The following is a 14347-nucleotide window of genomic DNA, read 5'->3' on the forward strand; positions in this document are numbered from 1 at the left end:
ATCGGGCGGGAGTGACCTCGCGTTGCTAGTGGAGCCTTAGACCTGGGCAGCCACGCCGTCGCGGGAAATGTTGACCATGTCCTCGCGCGGCACCACCTTGATGCGCTCACGCTTGACCTCGACACCGTGCGAGCCGCCGGCCTCGGTGGCGGCTGCACCGAGGGCGAGTTCGTGGGCGTCCAGCGCCAGCCAGCCTTCCCAGCTGGTGAACTTCACGCCGCGGCCGTCAAGGAGTTCGACGACGGCGTCCTCAGCGGGCACGCTGGCCACCGGAAGGTTTTCGCGGTCTTCCAGCAGGTAGGTCACGGTCTCCAGGGCGTCGCCCTTGGTGTGGCCGATCAGGCCGACGGGTCCGCGCTTGATCCAGCCGGTGGCGTAGATACCAGGCACGTGGGCGCCGGATGCGTCCAGGACGCGGCCGCCGTCGTTCGGGATGACGCCCTTCTTGTGGTCGAACTCGATCTCCGGCAGGGCCGAGCCGAAGTAGCCGATGGCGCGGTACACGGCCTGGACCGGGTAGTCCACGAATTCGCCGGTGCCGCGGGCGTTGCCCGTGCCGTCCAGCTCGGTGCGCTCGAACCGCATGCCGGCAACCTTGCCCGGCGTCTCGGCGTCGTCATAGATCTCCACCGGGCTGTGCAGGAAGTGCAGGTGCAGGCGGCGGGAAGCCTTGAGCTCGGAGAGGTCCTCGGGCTGCTCGGCGATCCAGTTGGTGAGCGTGCCCACCATGGTCTTGGTCTGGTTGTTGCTCTGGATCTGGCGGTCCGATTCCTCGTCGAACTCGAAGTCCTCCGGGTACAGGATGATGTCCACGTCCTTGGAGTGGGACAGCTCGCGCAGCTCCAGCGGGGTGAACTTGACCTGGGCGGGGCCGCGGCGGCCGAAGACGTGCACGTCGGTGACGGGCGAGGCCTTCAGGCCGGCGTAGACGTTGTCCGGGATTTCGGAGACCAGCAGGTCGTCGGCGTGCTTGGACAGGACGCGGGCCACGTCCAGGGCCACGTTGCCGTTGCCGATCACGGCGATTTCCTTGGCGTCCAGCGGCCATTCGCGCGGGACGTCCGGGTGGCCGTCGTACCAGGAGACGAAGTCGGCGCCGCCGAAGGAGCCCTCCAGCTCGATGCCCGGGATGTTCAGGTCCGCGTCCTTGATGGCGCCGGTGGCGAAGATGACGGCGTCGTAGTGGGTGCGGAGGTCCTCGATGGTGAGGTCGGTGCCGTAGTCCACGTTGCCGAAGAAGCGGATGTCGCCGCGGTCCAGAACCTTGTGCAGGGCGTTGACGATGCCCTTGATGCGGGGGTGGTCCGGGGCCACGCCGTAGCGGATCAGGCCATAGGGTGCCGGGTAGCGGTCAAAGAGGTCGATGCTCACGGTCAGCTCGCCGCTCTTGACGGCCTCGCTCTTGGTGAGGATGTCCGCGGCGTAGACGCCGGCCGGGCCGGAGCCCACGACGGCGACGCGCAGCGGGCGTTCGGCAGAACCTACGGTGGTGCTTGATGACACGGCTGTGTTCCTTTTGTTCGGCTAGGAGGTGAGGACTCGGGGCTTGTTCGGGGTGGTGGTGCTGTAGTCAGCGGTTTTGAAGTGCGACGGCGCGAACGGGCTCACGCGCACCACGTCACCGATGACAATCACTGCGGGATTTGCGACGCCGGCTGCTTCCGCCTGGCCGGCAATGGAACCGAGCGTGCCAATCGTCACGCGCTGGTCCGGCAAATAGCCGTTTTCAACGATACCAACTGGAGTGTTTTCCGGCAGGCCGGCTTTGCCGAGGGCGGACGCCGACTCGCGCAGCTGGCCGACGCCCATGAGCAGGACGATGGTGTGATCAGGCCGGGCCGGAACCTCGGAGAGTTCCTCGTGGCCGGTGACCACGCTGAAGCCCTTGGCCAGGCCGCGGTGCGTCACCGGAATGCCGGCGGCGGCGGGAACGGAGATCGCGGACGTGACGCCGGAAACCACTTCCACCTCGACGCCGTGCTGGCGGCAGTACTCGGCTTCCTCGCCGCCCCGGCCCAGCACGTACGGGTCGCCGCCCTTCAGCCTGACAACGCGGTGGCCGTTCAGGGCTTCCTCTACCAGGATCCTGTTGATTTCGGTTTGCGGCACAGGATGGTGGCCGGGGGTTTTACCGACCTCGATGACGCGGACGTCAGGAGCAAGTTCGTTCAGGAGTTCACGCGGGCCCAGGCGGTCTGCGACCACCACGTCGGCCTGGCCCAGGAGGCGGCGGCCGCGGACGGTGATGAGGCCGGTGTCGCCGGGGCCGCCGCCGACGAGGGCAACGGAACCGCGGTGTGCCCGGCGGCGGCGCAGCGGAAGGTCGCCGGTTTCCAGGGCGGTGGCCACGGCATCGCGGACGGCCATGGCGCGGCGCGGGTCTCCCCCGGCGTTCACGGCGATCTTGACGTCGTCCACTTCGGCGACCGCGGGAGTCCAGGCTGCAGAGGCTTCATGGTCGGAGGCGTTGACGCACCAGATGCGCTGCGCTTCGGCGTCTGCGGAGACCTGCGCGTCCACGGCGGCATCGCCGGTGGCCGTCTGGACGAACCAGGCGCCGTCGACGTCGCTTGAAAGGTAGTGGCGCGCTGCCCAGGTGAGGAGGCCGGCGTCGGCCAGTTCCCGGAGCGCGTCAGAGGCAACGGGCGCCACGACGGTGACCACTGCACCGGCGTCGAGCAGGCCCTTGGCGCGACGGGCCGCAACGGGGCCGCCGCCCACCACCAGCACGGGGCGGCCGAGCAGCCGCAGCGCTGTGGGGTAGATATCCTGAATTGCCATGAATCAACGGTAGGGCCGCGTCACAATCGCCCACAAAGGGCGAGCAACACCAGTTCACGCAAGGTAACGCTGCGTCACAAAGGCGGGAGGACTCACCCCAGTCCGGCGAGGAACCGCCCGCGGTCCCGGATAAGCCGCTGCAGGTACGGGCGCAGGACCAGCTTCTCCACCACGCGCCCCAGAAGCCCGAACGGCGCGCTGAACTCCACCCGGTCCGTCATGACGCTGCCCCCGGCCGTAATTTCGAATTCGTGGACGTGGCGGAAGGACTTGAACGGGCCTTTCACCTGTTCGTCGGTGAAGCTGTGCGGGAAGTCGAAGTGCGTAATCCGGCTGGTCATGGTCAAGGGCACCCCGAAATGCCGTGCCTGCCAGCTCACTTCCTGCCCCGCACCGATCAGCCCGGACGTCACACCGGCTACAACCCGCTCCCCCGAGCCTTTCTGGGAATCCACGTGGACGTCAACGCTGCGGGCCAGGTCGAACAGCTGCTCCGGCCGAAGGCTGGATGTGGTGCGGCACACGAAGCTGGCGGTCATGGGGCCAGTCTTTCACTCAGTCCCAGCTTCCGGGGGGCCTGGGTCCCGGGGTGCTGGCGTAACTGCGTAACTTTTGAGCCTGGCACAGGACCTTGCCAGCGGAACTACGCGGCGGGTGTGGCGGAGGGCGGGTAAAAGTTACGCCTTTGGGTCGCCACGGAACAGCAGAGCCCGACGGCGGGAGTCGCCGTCGGGCTCTGACGCATGGGTTCTAGCGGGTGCCGCCCGCCAGGAGGCCGCGGCTGCGCAACAGGCGTTTCTCGATCGGTGCGAACACCAGCAGTTCGATCAGGATGCCGACGGCGAGGATCAGCAGGATCGCGGACATCACCACAGTCATGTCGGACAGGATTCGGCCCTGGTCCAGCAATGAACCCAGGCCGAAGCCGATGGTGCCGCCCACGGCGATGATTTCCGCCGCCATCAGTGAGCGCCAGGAGAAGGCCCAGCCCTGCTTGAGCCCGCCCAGGTACCCGGGCAGGGCGGCGGGAAGGATGATCTGCAGCGCCATCTCCAGCCGGGAAGCCCCGAGAACGGTACCCACGCGCCGGTACTGCGGCGGGATCTGGTCCACGCCGGAGATGAGCCCGTTGATGATGGACGGGATGGCACCCATAAAGATCACGAAATACACTGTGGCGTCGGTCAGGCCGAACCAGATGATGGCCGCCGGAACCCAGGCAACCGACGGCAGGACCTGCAGGCCGGAGATCAGCGGACCAAAGGCGCGGCGCAGCGGTGCCACCTGGGCCAGGAGCAGGCCCACGGGCGTGGCGATGGTCACCGAAATGACGAAGCCCACCAGGCCTCGCTGCAGCGATGTCCAGACGGCTTCCTGGAGCTTGCCTTCGTTCCAGAGAACGCCCATCTGGGTGGCCACGTCCAGCGGGCCGGGGACCAGGTCACGCCGCTTCAGGCCCAGCGAGACGTAGAACTGCCACGCCAGCACCAGGACCAGCAGGGCGGCCACGGGCAGCAGGATGCGGCTCCAGTCGATGCGGTTCTTCCGGGCGGCGTCGGACTGCAGGGAGTCCAGCCCCGACTCGAGTTCGCGCAGGTCCTCGTTGCCGGTGGAAGTGCGGGTCAGGGCGGCGTGGACGTGGCGCGGCTCGGCCGGTTCCGAAGGGGCCTCGGCAAGGGGCGTCTGGTTACTTGGCATGGCGGCGGATCTCCTCACGCAGCCGGGCGGTGATGACCCCGGTCAGCTGGCCGGCAAGCCCGGCGTCGGTACGGTGTTCCTCGGTGACGTCCCATTCCTGGACCACGCGGCCAGGACGTGAGGACAGCAGCAGCACGCGCTGGCCCAGCCGGACGGCCTCGCGGACGTTGTGCGTGACGAAGACGATGGTCCGCCCGGTTTCCTTCCAGATCCGCTCCAGCTCATCGTGCAGCAGGTCGCGGGTGATGGCATCCAGGGCGGCGAATGGCTCATCCATGAGCAGCAGCTGCCGGTCCTGGGCGAGCGACCGCGCCAGGGAAACGCGCTGCCGCATGCCGCCGGAGAGCTCATGCGGGCGCTTGTCCCCGGCCGAACCCAGGTGCACCAGTTCCAGGAGTTCCTGGGCCTTGGCCTTGCGCTGTGCCTTGCCAACGCCGCGGAGCTTCAGGGCCAGTTCGATGTTCTCCCGGGCCGTCAGCCAGGGAAACAGGGCGGCGTCCTGGAACATGAAGGCAGCGCCGTCGCTGGGTACTTCCAGCGCGCCCGACGACGGCGGCTCCAGTCCCGCGATGATGTTCAGCAGGGTGGATTTGCCGCAGCCCGAGGCACCGAGGAGGGCAACGAACTCGCCCTTCCCGATGGTGGCGTTGACGTCGTCCAGTACCGGGGCGCCGTCGCCGAAGCGCTTGCCCAGGTGTTCCAGTACGACTGGCATGGAGCGTCCTTACGTAGGTGGTGGGTCAGTCCTGGCCGAGGCCGGCTGCTGAAATCTTGTTTGCTGAGACCCCGTTGAGCGCACGCAGGTCGAACAGGCCGTTGATGTCCGCCTGCTTGGTGGTGCCTGCCTCCACGCCGTCCTGCAGCAGCCGGGGGTAGCTTCCGGCAAGCGGGTCCAGGGTGAAGGTGATGTTCGCCAGGGACCGGGCCAGGACGTCGTCAGCCAGGGCCGCTCCCGCCGATTCCTGCAGGGCGGAATTGATGACGCTGGATTTTTCCGCGGCGGGGGCCTCGTTCAGCCAGGCCACCGATTTCGCGTGGCCGTCCAGCAGTGCCTTGACGGTGTCCGGGTGGTCCGCGGCGAAGTTCTGGTTCACGATCAGGACGGTGGTGGGGAATTCTCCGGGCTTGCCGGTACCCGTCCCGTCCCACAAGTCCTTTTCGTCCACCAGCACCTTGGCTCCGGCCTGGAGCACCAGCCGTGACGCCCACGGCTCGGGCAGCCACGCGCCGTCGAGCTTTCCGTCCTGGAACAGCTTGAGGGTCTGGGCGTTTTCCGTGGGGTTGATGGCCACGTCGCCGCTGCCATCCACGTTGGTTTTGTACCCCTGGCCAGCGAGCCAGGCGCGGAGTGCCACATCCTGGGTGCCGCCCAGCTGCGGGGAGGCGAGGGTCTTGCCCTTGAGGTCCGCCGCGGAGTTGATCTCCGGCTTAACCACCAGCTGGGCGCCGCCCGCCGCGGCGCCGGCCACGATCTTCACCGACTCGCCCCGGCTCTTGGCGAAGGAGTTGATGGCCGGATTGGGCCCAATGTAGGCGGCGTCAATGGCACCCGCGTTGAGCGCCTCGATAGCCGCCGGCCCGGCATTGAATGTCTCGGTGTGCAGCGCAGTGGCGCCGAGGGCCTCTGCCAGGAACCCTTCCTTGATGCCCACCAGGGCCGGGGCGTGGGTGACGTTGCCGAAGTAGCCCAGCTTGAGCTGCGCGGCGGGAGTGGGCTCGGCAGCCTGCGCTTCCGTGTTCCGGGAAACGGTGGAGGCCACCACGGCGCCCACCGCGATCAGCAGGACCAGCCCGATGGCCAGGGCAGCCTCGATGGCACGCTTGCGCTTGGGAACCGCGCTTTCGCCTGCCACGATGCGGATCATCCCGGGCTTGGAACTAGTCATTGTTTCACCATAGGGAGTGGCCCAAACCCGTTCAACGAAGCGGAAACGGGGGGTCACGCACGTTCATCTAGCGTCATATTCGAAACGCGCGGATGCTCCTGTTACGGGGCGTGCGCCAGACCGTCTTGACCCGGTCAGTTCCCCTTGACATTGACCAGCTGCCGCAGTTTGTGCCGGACAGTGACCAGGTCGGCGGCGTCGTGCATTACCTGGTCAATGGGTTTGTACGCGGCCGGAATCTCGTCGATGAAGGCCTCCGACGCGCGGAATTCGATGCCCCTCATGGCCTTCTTCAGCTCGTCAAGGGAGAAGGTTTTCCGTGCCGCGTTACGGGAGTATTCGCGCCCTGCCCCGTGCGGGGAGGAGTTCAGTGAGGCAGGGTTGCCGCGGCCTTCCACCACGTACGACGCCGTCCCCATGGACCCCGGAATAAGTCCCGGATCGCCGTGCTCGGCTTTGATGGCGCCTTTGCGCGACACCCACACGGACCTGCCGTAATGGGTCTCCCGCTGGGTGAAGTTGTGGTGGCAGTTGATCCGCTCGAGTTCCTGCACCCGGCCGCCCACCCAGTGGCCGAACTGGGTGGCCACGCGGTCCATCATCTCCTCGCGGTTGAGGAGGGCGAAGTGCTGGGCCCAGCGCAGCTCAGCCATGTACCTGTCGAACTGCGGCGTGCCCTCGTCCAGGTAGGCGAGGTCCGGGTGCGGCAGGCGGACCTGGTGTTTCCGGGACACCTGCTGGGCCACGCCAATGTGATGCTGGGCGATCTTGTTCCCGACGCCGCGCGAACCGGAGTGCAGGAACAGCCAGACGCCGTCGGACTCATCCGCGCAGATCTCGATGAAGTGGTTGCCGGAGCCAAGGGAACCGAGCTGCAGCTCCCACTTTTCCACGTAGCGGGACGGGTTGAAGTCGGCTTTGGCGGCCAGCCGTTTCAGTTCCGCGATCCGGGGCTCGGCGGTGGGCAGGACGCTCCGGTTGTTGTGGCCGGCGGAGAGTGGAATGACACGCTCGATGTCCTCCCGGAGCTTTTTCCGGTCCTTGGGCAGGTCTGCCAGGGAATACTGGGTCCGGACGGCGATCATGCCGCAGCCGATGTCCACTCCCACTGCCGCCGGGATGATGGCATGCAGCGTGGGAATGACCGAGCCCACGGTGGCCCCTTTGCCCAGGTGGGCATCCGGCATGAGGGCCAGGTGCGGGTAGATGAACGGCAGTCCGGCCGTCATCACTGCCTGCTCCCGGGTCTGGGCATCCAGGATGGAAGCCCAGTTGAGGAGCTTGCTGTTGATGGTTTCCATGGTTAAACCCTGCCCCGGTAAAGGCCCCCGTAACAGGAAATCGCCGGAACGCTGCGCGAAGGCCGTATCTCTACGGCGGCCTCACGCTGTTCCGGCGATTCCGTGCGAAAACTAGATGCTGTAGCGCTCGTCCTCGTGGTCGCCCGGGTGGTCCTTGACCAGGCCCGCAGCCAGCGTGTTGCCGTCCAGCGGGTCGATCACCAGGAACGCACCGGTCCGGCGGTGGTGCAGGTAGTTCTCCAGCGGCAGCGGCGCCGCGAGCCGGAGCTGCGCGTTGCCGATGTCGTTCAGTTCCAGGGTGGACGCCGGTTCCAGCTTGAAGGAGGCGAGGTCCAGCTTGCCGGACACGTTGCGGACCAGTGCCTGGACCGTGCGGGTGCCATGCTTGACCAGCACCTTCTGGCCCTCGCGGAGCGGCTTCGGGGACAGCCAGCACAGCGCCGAGTAGAGGTCGGCCGAGGCTTCGCGGACGGTCCCGGCGGCGGCGATGGTGTCACCGCGGGCGACGTCGAATTCCTCAGCCAGGCGGATGGCCACGGACTGCGGGGCGGCGGCTTCGTCCAGCGAGGCGCCGGCGAAGTCGATGCCCACCACCGTGGTGGTGCGCGGATCCTGGCCGGGCGTCAGGACGGAGACCTGGTCCCCTACTTTGACTGAGCCTTCCGTGATCTGGCCGGCGTACGCGCGGTAGTCGCGGTAGGCCTCCACATCCAGGCCGGCAGCCACGGCGTCGGGTGCCAGCGCGCCCTGGGGCCGGATGACCAGCTGTACGGGGAAGCGGAAGCTTTCCAGATGGCTCTCGAGTTCGTCGGCGGCAGGGAGGGTCTCGAGGACCTCCAGCAGCGCGGGACCGGTGTACCACGGGGTGCGCTCGGAGCGCTCCACCACGTTGTCGCCGTCGAGCGCGGACACCGGAACCACCAGCAGATCGCTGATGCCGTCCGAGCCGAGGCCCAGTTCGCGGCCCACCTGCTGCACGTCGGCTTCGATCCCGCGGAACACGGACTCGCTGAAGTCCACCAGGTCGATCTTGTTCACGGCCACGATGACGTGCGCCACGCGCAGCAGCTGCAGCACGGACAGGTGCCGGCGGGTCTGCTCCAGCACACCCTTCCGGGCGTCAATGAGTACGACGACGGCATCCGCGGTGGACGCGCCGGTCACCGTGTTCTTGGTGTACTGAACGTGCCCGGGGCAGTCGGCCAGGATGAAGCTGCGGCGGTCGGTGGCGAAGTAGCGGTAGGCGACGTCGATCGTGATGCCCTGTTCCCGCTCGGCACGCAGGCCGTCGGTCAGCAGGGCCAGGTCGATACCGCCCTTTTCCCCGCCGAAGCCGCGGTCGGCTGAGGTGCGGGCAACGGCGTCGAGCGTGTCAGCCAGGATGGCCTTGGAATCGTGAAGGAGGCGGCCCACCAAAGTGGACTTGCCGTCGTCGACCGATCCTGCCGTGGCAAAGCGGAAGAGGGTAGTGGGCAGGGCCGTTTCGAGGTCCGCCGCGCGAACTGCTTCGGTGGTCATTAGAAATACCCGTCCTTCTTGCGGTCTTCCATGGCGGCCTCGGAGATGCGGTCGTCCGCACGGGTGGCGCCACGTTCGGTCAGGGTGGAGGCGGCGACTTCAACCACCACGTCGGAGACGGTGTAGGCGTCGGACTCGACGGCGCCGGTGCAGGACATGTCCCCCACCGTGCGGTAGCGGACAGTCTTGGTAATGACTTCCTCGTTCGGCAGGGGCTGGGACACCTCGCCCACCGCCCGCCACATGCCGTCGCGGGCGAAGACCTCGCGCTCGTGGGCGTAATACAGGCCGGGCAGCTCGATGTTCTCGCGCTCGATGTAGCGCCAGATGTCCAGCTCGGTCCAGTTGCTGATGGGGAACGCGCGGACGTGCTGGCCAACGGTGTGGCGGCCGTTGTAGAGGTTCCACAGCTCCGGGCGCTGGTTGCGCGGGTCCCACTGGCCGAACTCGTCACGCAGGCTCAGGATGCGCTCCTTGGCGCGGGCCTTGTCCTCGTCGCGGCGGCCGCCGCCGAACACGGCGTCGAACTTGTTCCGCTGGATGGCGTCCAGCAGCGGGACCGTCTGGAGCGGGTTGCGGGTGCCGTCGGCACGCTCGGCGAGTTCGCCGCGGTCGATGAACTCCTGCACGGAGCCCACCACGAGCTTCAGGCCCAGGCGCTCCACGGTGCGGTCGCGGAAGTCGATGACCTCCGGGAAGTTGTGGCCGGTGTCCACGTGCAGCACCGGGAAGGGAACCTTGCCCGGCCAGAAGGCCTTGGTGGCCAGGTGCAGCATCACCACGGAGTCCTTGCCGCCGGAGAACAGCAACGCAGGCTTCTCGAACTCGGCAACAACCTCGCGGATGATGTGGATGGCCTCGGACTCGAGGGTGTCCAGGCTGGAGAGGCGGGTTGAGACGGCGGACTCAGTCACCTGGGTCTCCTCGGTTAGTGAAGTGCTCATACGTGTAGTCCGCATTCTGTCTTGTCGGAGCCTGCCCAGCGGCCGGCGCGGGGGTCGTCACCCGGCGCTACCTTCCGGGTGCAGGGCTGGCAGCCAATGGAGGGGTACCCCTGGGAAAGCAGCGGGTTGACGGGCAGGAGGTTGTCATCCGAGTACTGGACCAGCTGGTCGAATGTCCACGCTGCCACCGGGTTGACCTTGACCAGGCCGTTCTTTTCATCCCAGGTGACCAGCGGGGTGTTGGTGCGGGTGGGGGCCTCGTCGCGGCGGACACCGGTGAACCAGAGTTCGTAGCCGGCCAAAGTGCGCTGCAGCGGAGCCACCTTGCGCAGGGCGCAGCATTGGGCGGCGTCGCGGGCGAACAGGTCCTTGCCCAGGAGCCGGTCCTGCTGCTCCACGGTGTTCTCCGGGAGCACGTCCACCACGTTGACGCGGAGGTTGGCTGCCACCTCGTCACGCGTGGCGTAGGTTTGCGGGAAGTGGTAGCCGGTCTCCAGGAAGAGGACGTCGACGCCGGGCATCTGGTCCGCGACCAGGGCCGGCAGGACGGCGTCGGCCATGGAGCAGGCGACGGCAACTGCGGGGAGCTCGAAGTTGCGCTCCACCCAGCCGATCACGTCGCGGGCCGGGGCGTCCCAGCCGAGCTCGGCAGCGCCGGCCTCGGCCAGCGCCTTCAGTTCTTCCTTTGAGCGGAGTTTGCGGCCTGCAGGTTCAGCAACAGCGGTTGCCACCGTGGCCTCCACCTGTGCAGCGGCTTCTGCCGGCGCAACTACCGGGTCCACTCCGAGTGCATGCTTGCTCATTACTGGAGTGCCTCCTCGTCTGCTGCGTGGGCCCATTCGGCGAAGGTCTGGCCTTCGGCGCGCTGGGCCACGAAGGTGCGGACGACGCGCTCAACGTAGTCCGGCAGGTCGTCGACGTAGACCTTGAGGCCGCGGACCGTGCGTCCCAGCCCTGCTTCCTCGCGCTCGTTGGAAGCCAGCCCGCCGCCCAGGTGGACCTGGAAGCCCGGGGAGGGATCGCCGTCGGGCGTTGGCAGCATCATGCCCTTGAGGCCAATGTCCGCCGTCTGGATGCGGGCGCAGGAGTTGGGGCAGCCGTTAATGTGCAGGGACAGCGCGTGCGGCAGTTCACCGGACTCGGCGAGGTCCGCAAGGCGGCGCTCCAGTTCGGCCACGGCGGTGGCAGCCGTGTGCTTGGTCTCCACGATGGCCAGCTTGCAGTACTCGATGCCGGTGCAGGCGATGGTGCCGCGGCGGAACACGGACGGGCGGGCGGACAGGCCCAGCGCATCCAGTTCGGCCACGAGCGGCTCAACCTGGTCCTTCTCGACGTCCAGCACAACGAGCTTCTGGTGCGGGGTGGTGCGCAGCCGGTAGGAGCCGCGGGCCTCGAGGGTGTCCGCGAGCTTGACCAGCGCGGCGCCGGACAGGCGGCCAGCCAGCGGCGTGGCGCCGATGAAGAACTTCCCGTCCTTCTGCTCGTGCACGCCGATGTGGTCGCCGGGGGTGGTGGGCTTGGGCGCGGCAGGGCCGTCGGCCAGCTTGTAGCCCAAGTATTCGTCCTCAAGGATCTGGCGGAACTTCTCCGGGCCCCAGTCGGCCATGAGGAACTTCAGGCGGGCCTTGGTGCGCATGCGGCGGTAGCCGTAGTCGCGGAAGATGCTGGTGACGCCAAGCCACACGTCGGCGGCCTGCTCCGGCGTCACGAAGGCGCCAAGGCGCTTGCCGAGCATCGGGTTGGTGGACAGCGCGCCGCCGGCCCAGAGGTCGTAGCCGACGCCGAGTTCGGGGTGGCGGACACCCACAAGGGCGAAGTCGTTGATCTCGTGGACCACGTCCTGGCTGGGGTGGCCGGTGATGGCGGTCTTGTATTTGCGCGGCAGGTTGGACAGCAGCGGGTTGCCGATGAACCGCTCCCCCAGCTCCTCGATCAGCGGGGTGGGGTCGATGATCTCGTCCTTGGCGATGCCGGCCACGGGCGATCCCAGGATCACGCGGGGGACGTCGCCGCAGGCCTCGGTGGTGGACAGGCCAACACCTTCCAGGCGGGTCCAGATCTCCGGGATGTCCTCCACGCGGATCCAGTGAAGCTGGATGTTCTGGCGGTCGGTGAGGTCCGCGGAGTCGCGGGCGAAGTCAACGGAGATCTGGCCGATGACGCGCAACTGCTCGGTGGTGAGGGCGCCGCCGTCGATGCGGACGCGCAGCATGAAGTACTTGTCTTCGAGCTCGTGCGGCTCAAGGGTTGCGGTCTTGCCGCCATCGATCCCGGGCTTGCGCTGGGTGTACAGGCCCCACCAGCGGAACCGGCCGTGGAGGTCCTGGCCGGGGATGGCGTCGAAGCCTTCCTTGGAGTAGATGGTCTCGATACGCTCGCGCACGTTGAGGCCGTCGTCTTCCTGTTTCCAGGTTTCGTTGGCGTTCAGGGGCGTTTTGCCGTCCACTTTCCACTGCCCGTGCGGCTTCGCGGCGGGGCGGGACGTGCGGGCCGGGCGTTTGGAGGCAGCGGACGCTCCGGCTAGAGCTGTATCAGTCATGCATCGACTGTAGGTCCCGCCCGAAGAGCGTCACAAAGGCCCGGAAACGCTAAGTCACCTAGGGAAATATTTCGTCACGAAACGCCGGACGGCCTTGAAGAAGCCACCCTCCTGTGCATTTGCGGCCGGTTCCGCGGGGGCTGCCGCAGTGAGTGCCGAAGCCTCCGTTTCCGGTGCTTTGGCGGGCGTTTTCTTCATCTTTGCGACGGCGGCATCGTACCTGTCCAGGGCAATCTCGGCGAGCACGGGGGACGGCAGCAGGGGTTCGGTCACGACGTCGGCCCCCGCCTTGGCGAGTTGGTCGTGGAAGAAGCCCGGCGCGAGGAGGTAGGAGGCAATCACAACCCGCCCGCCGACGTCGACAGCCCCTGCGGACTCCCCCGCACCGGCACCACCCTCAAGCTCCTCGCGAAGCATTGCGACGGCGTCGGGCACGGAAGGCTTGGCGGAGGCACCATAGGCAGCCACCATCCGGTTGGACCGCAGCTCCTGCAACTGGCCCAGCAGCTCCTCCACGCTCACGGCGGCGTTGGGGTTGGAGGAACCTGCCGCTGCGAGCACGATCACGTCGTTGTCCGTCACGCCGGCTTCACGGAGCCGCTGGTCCAACAGCTCGGCAAGGCGCGGGTCAGGCCCCAGCGGCGCGGCCGCGGCACTGCCCGGGCGGCTCTTCACGGCCCGCGCGATGTCCACCTTCACGTGATAACCGACGCTCAACAGCAACGGCACCACGACGGCGGACTCCCCCTCCGGCAGTCCCGCCACCACGTCCACCAGGTCAGGCTGCTGGACGTCCACGTATGCTTCCCGGACATCGAGCCCGGGGCGCAGGGCAGCGATGTTGTCACGCAGGGCGTTGACCTCCGCGGCTCCCTGTGTGCTGGACGTCCCATGGGCGCAGGCGATCATGATGGGGCTGTTCATAGGGGCTAGCGTAACGTTGGAGCCGCCCTGTCCGCCCTCTTTGATACTGCCGGGACGCTCCATGACATTCCCCTTTGACAACGCGCCGGTGTGGCTGGATCTGCTGGGCGTCTTCTTCTTCGCCGTCTCCGGTTCACTCCTGGCGGCGCGCAAACAGATCGACATTGTGGGGTCCCTGCTGCTGGCGTCCCTTGTGGGCCTGGGCGGCGGTGTGATCCGCGACATCATCCTTGCCGTTGTCCCGGCCGCTTTTACCAACCCCGCCTACCTGGTGCCGCCGGTACTCGCCACCGCGCTGGTGTACTTCCTGTTCTCCAGCGTCCAGCGGTACACCTCGCTGCTGACCCTGTTCGACGCCGCCGGGCTGGCCCTGTTCTGCATGACCGGCACCCTCAAGGCGCTGGCCACCGGGCTGAATCCGGTGGCGTCGGTGCTGTTGGGGGTAACCACGGCTGTGGGCGGCGGGCTGTTGCGCGACGTCACCGCCAATGAGGTTCCGCAGTTGTTCAACCCCAAGGACATCTACGCTCTGCCGGCCTTCCTGGGGGCGGCGATGACGGCCGTGCTGTGGGTCCTGGGCATGTTCAATGTACTGACGGCGGCGGCCATTGCTGCCGTGGTTTTCACCTTCCGGGTCCTGGCCTGGCGCCGGTCCTGGCAGGCGCCGCTTGCGGTTCACGGCTGGCACCGTCGGGACAACGAGCCAGGCTCCTGATGCGGCGTTCCGGCGGCTCTTCGGTGGCACTTTGCCGGCCC

At 67.5% G+C, this 14347-nt stretch carries 13 protein-coding genes; 1 reads left to right on the top strand and 12 read right to left on the bottom strand.

From position 1 onward, the window contains the following. Positions 1 to 36: 36 nt before the first annotated feature. From ASPHE3_RS14495 to ASPHE3_RS14550, 12 genes are all read right to left on the bottom strand, one after another. A complete protein-coding gene (locus ASPHE3_RS14495) occupies positions 37 to 1503 on the bottom strand; it encodes an FAD-dependent oxidoreductase (RefSeq protein WP_013601940.1) in 1467 nt (488 codons plus the stop codon). Positions 1504 to 1524: 21 nt separating this feature from the next. Continuing rightward, a complete protein-coding gene (gene cobA, locus ASPHE3_RS14500) occupies positions 1525 to 2781 on the bottom strand; it encodes a uroporphyrinogen-III C-methyltransferase (protein ID WP_013601941.1) in 1257 nt (418 codons plus the stop codon). Positions 2782 to 2873: 92 nt separating this feature from the next. After that, complete coding sequence (locus ASPHE3_RS14505) at positions 2874 to 3320, bottom strand: SRPBCC family protein (RefSeq protein ID WP_013601942.1); 447 nt, start codon at positions 3318 to 3320, stop codon at positions 2874 to 2876. A 211-nt stretch (positions 3321 to 3531) separates the two neighbouring features. Further along, entirely contained in the window at positions 3532 to 4479 is a 948-nt protein-coding gene (locus ASPHE3_RS14510) for an ABC transporter permease (protein WP_013601943.1), read from the bottom strand. Next, on the bottom strand, positions 4469 to 5194 hold the full coding sequence (locus ASPHE3_RS14515) for an ABC transporter ATP-binding protein (RefSeq protein WP_013601944.1): 726 nt from the start codon (positions 5192 to 5194) through the stop codon (positions 4469 to 4471). Before ASPHE3_RS14515 ends, ASPHE3_RS14510 begins: the two co-directional genes overlap by 11 nt. 25 nt (positions 5195 to 5219) lie before the next feature. Further along, positions 5220 to 6344, bottom strand: a complete 1125-nt coding sequence (locus ASPHE3_RS14520; protein ID WP_013601945.1) for an ABC transporter substrate-binding protein — start codon at positions 6342 to 6344, stop codon at positions 5220 to 5222. A 155-nt stretch (positions 6345 to 6499) separates the two neighbouring features. Continuing rightward, positions 6500 to 7666 carry an RtcB family protein gene (locus ASPHE3_RS14525; RefSeq protein WP_013601946.1) on the bottom strand — a complete coding sequence of 389 codons (1167 nt, stop codon included), beginning with the start codon at positions 7664 to 7666 and terminating at the stop codon, positions 6500 to 6502. Positions 7667 to 7777: 111 nt separating this feature from the next. After that, positions 7778 to 9184 (bottom strand): sulfate adenylyltransferase subunit 1, encoded by a 1407-nt coding sequence (locus ASPHE3_RS14530; RefSeq protein ID WP_013601947.1) that lies wholly within the window; start codon positions 9182 to 9184, stop codon positions 7778 to 7780. Next, complete coding sequence (cysD, locus tag ASPHE3_RS14535; RefSeq protein WP_013601948.1) at positions 9184 to 10128, bottom strand: sulfate adenylyltransferase subunit CysD; 945 nt, start codon at positions 10126 to 10128, stop codon at positions 9184 to 9186. The genes ASPHE3_RS14530 and cysD overlap by 1 nt, the downstream gene beginning before the upstream one ends. Beyond that, positions 10125 to 10931, bottom strand: coding sequence for a phosphoadenylyl-sulfate reductase (locus ASPHE3_RS14540; RefSeq protein ID WP_013601949.1), 807 nt, complete (start codon positions 10929 to 10931; stop codon positions 10125 to 10127). Before ASPHE3_RS14540 ends, cysD begins: the two co-directional genes overlap by 4 nt. Then, positions 10931 to 12667 (bottom strand): nitrite/sulfite reductase, encoded by a 1737-nt coding sequence (locus tag ASPHE3_RS14545; RefSeq protein ID WP_013601950.1) that lies wholly within the window; start codon positions 12665 to 12667, stop codon positions 10931 to 10933. Before ASPHE3_RS14545 ends, ASPHE3_RS14540 begins: the two co-directional genes overlap by 1 nt. Before the next feature lie 54 nt (positions 12668 to 12721). Continuing rightward, positions 12722 to 13591: a sirohydrochlorin chelatase gene (locus ASPHE3_RS14550; protein ID WP_013601951.1), complete on the bottom strand. Its 870-nt coding sequence runs from the start codon at positions 13589 to 13591 to the stop codon at positions 12722 to 12724. A 61-nt stretch (positions 13592 to 13652) separates the two neighbouring features. Here ASPHE3_RS14550 and ASPHE3_RS14555 point away from each other — a divergent pair, with 61 nt between their 5' ends. Beyond that, positions 13653 to 14306 (top strand): trimeric intracellular cation channel family protein, encoded by a 654-nt coding sequence (locus tag ASPHE3_RS14555; protein ID WP_013601952.1) that lies wholly within the window; start codon positions 13653 to 13655, stop codon positions 14304 to 14306. The last annotated feature ends 41 nt before the right edge of the window (positions 14307 to 14347 follow it).

This window comes from Pseudarthrobacter phenanthrenivorans Sphe3 (assembly GCF_000189535.1).
Classification (GTDB): Bacteria; Actinomycetota; Actinomycetes; order Actinomycetales; family Micrococcaceae; genus Arthrobacter; species Arthrobacter phenanthrenivorans.

Coding starts and splice junctions, on each gene's coding strand:
- ASPHE3_RS14530 (WP_013601947.1), bottom strand. CDS start 9,184: ATGACCACCGAAGCAGTTCGCGCGGCGGACCTCGAAACGGCCCTGCCC.
- cysD (WP_013601948.1), bottom strand. CDS start 10,128: ATGAGCACTTCACTAACCGAGGAGACCCAGGTGACTGAGTCCGCCGTC.
- ASPHE3_RS14555 (WP_013601952.1), top strand. CDS start 13,653: ATGACATTCCCCTTTGACAACGCGCCGGTGTGGCTGGATCTGCTGGGC.
- ASPHE3_RS14520 (WP_013601945.1), bottom strand. CDS start 6,344: ATGATCCGCATCGTGGCAGGCGAAAGCGCGGTTCCCAAGCGCAAGCGT.
- ASPHE3_RS14550 (WP_013601951.1), bottom strand. CDS start 13,591: ATGAACAGCCCCATCATGATCGCCTGCGCCCATGGGACGTCCAGCACA.
- ASPHE3_RS14515 (WP_013601944.1), bottom strand. CDS start 5,194: ATGCCAGTCGTACTGGAACACCTGGGCAAGCGCTTCGGCGACGGCGCC.
- ASPHE3_RS14545 (WP_013601950.1), bottom strand. CDS start 12,667: ATGACTGATACAGCTCTAGCCGGAGCGTCCGCTGCCTCCAAACGCCCG.
- cobA (WP_013601941.1), bottom strand. CDS start 2,781: ATGGCAATTCAGGATATCTACCCCACAGCGCTGCGGCTGCTCGGCCGC.
- ASPHE3_RS14510 (WP_013601943.1), bottom strand. CDS start 4,479: ATGCCAAGTAACCAGACGCCCCTTGCCGAGGCCCCTTCGGAACCGGCC.
- ASPHE3_RS14540 (WP_013601949.1), bottom strand. CDS start 10,931: ATGAGCAAGCATGCACTCGGAGTGGACCCGGTAGTTGCGCCGGCAGAA.
- ASPHE3_RS14525 (WP_013601946.1), bottom strand. CDS start 7,666: ATGGAAACCATCAACAGCAAGCTCCTCAACTGGGCTTCCATCCTGGAT.
- ASPHE3_RS14505 (WP_013601942.1), bottom strand. CDS start 3,320: ATGACCGCCAGCTTCGTGTGCCGCACCACATCCAGCCTTCGGCCGGAG.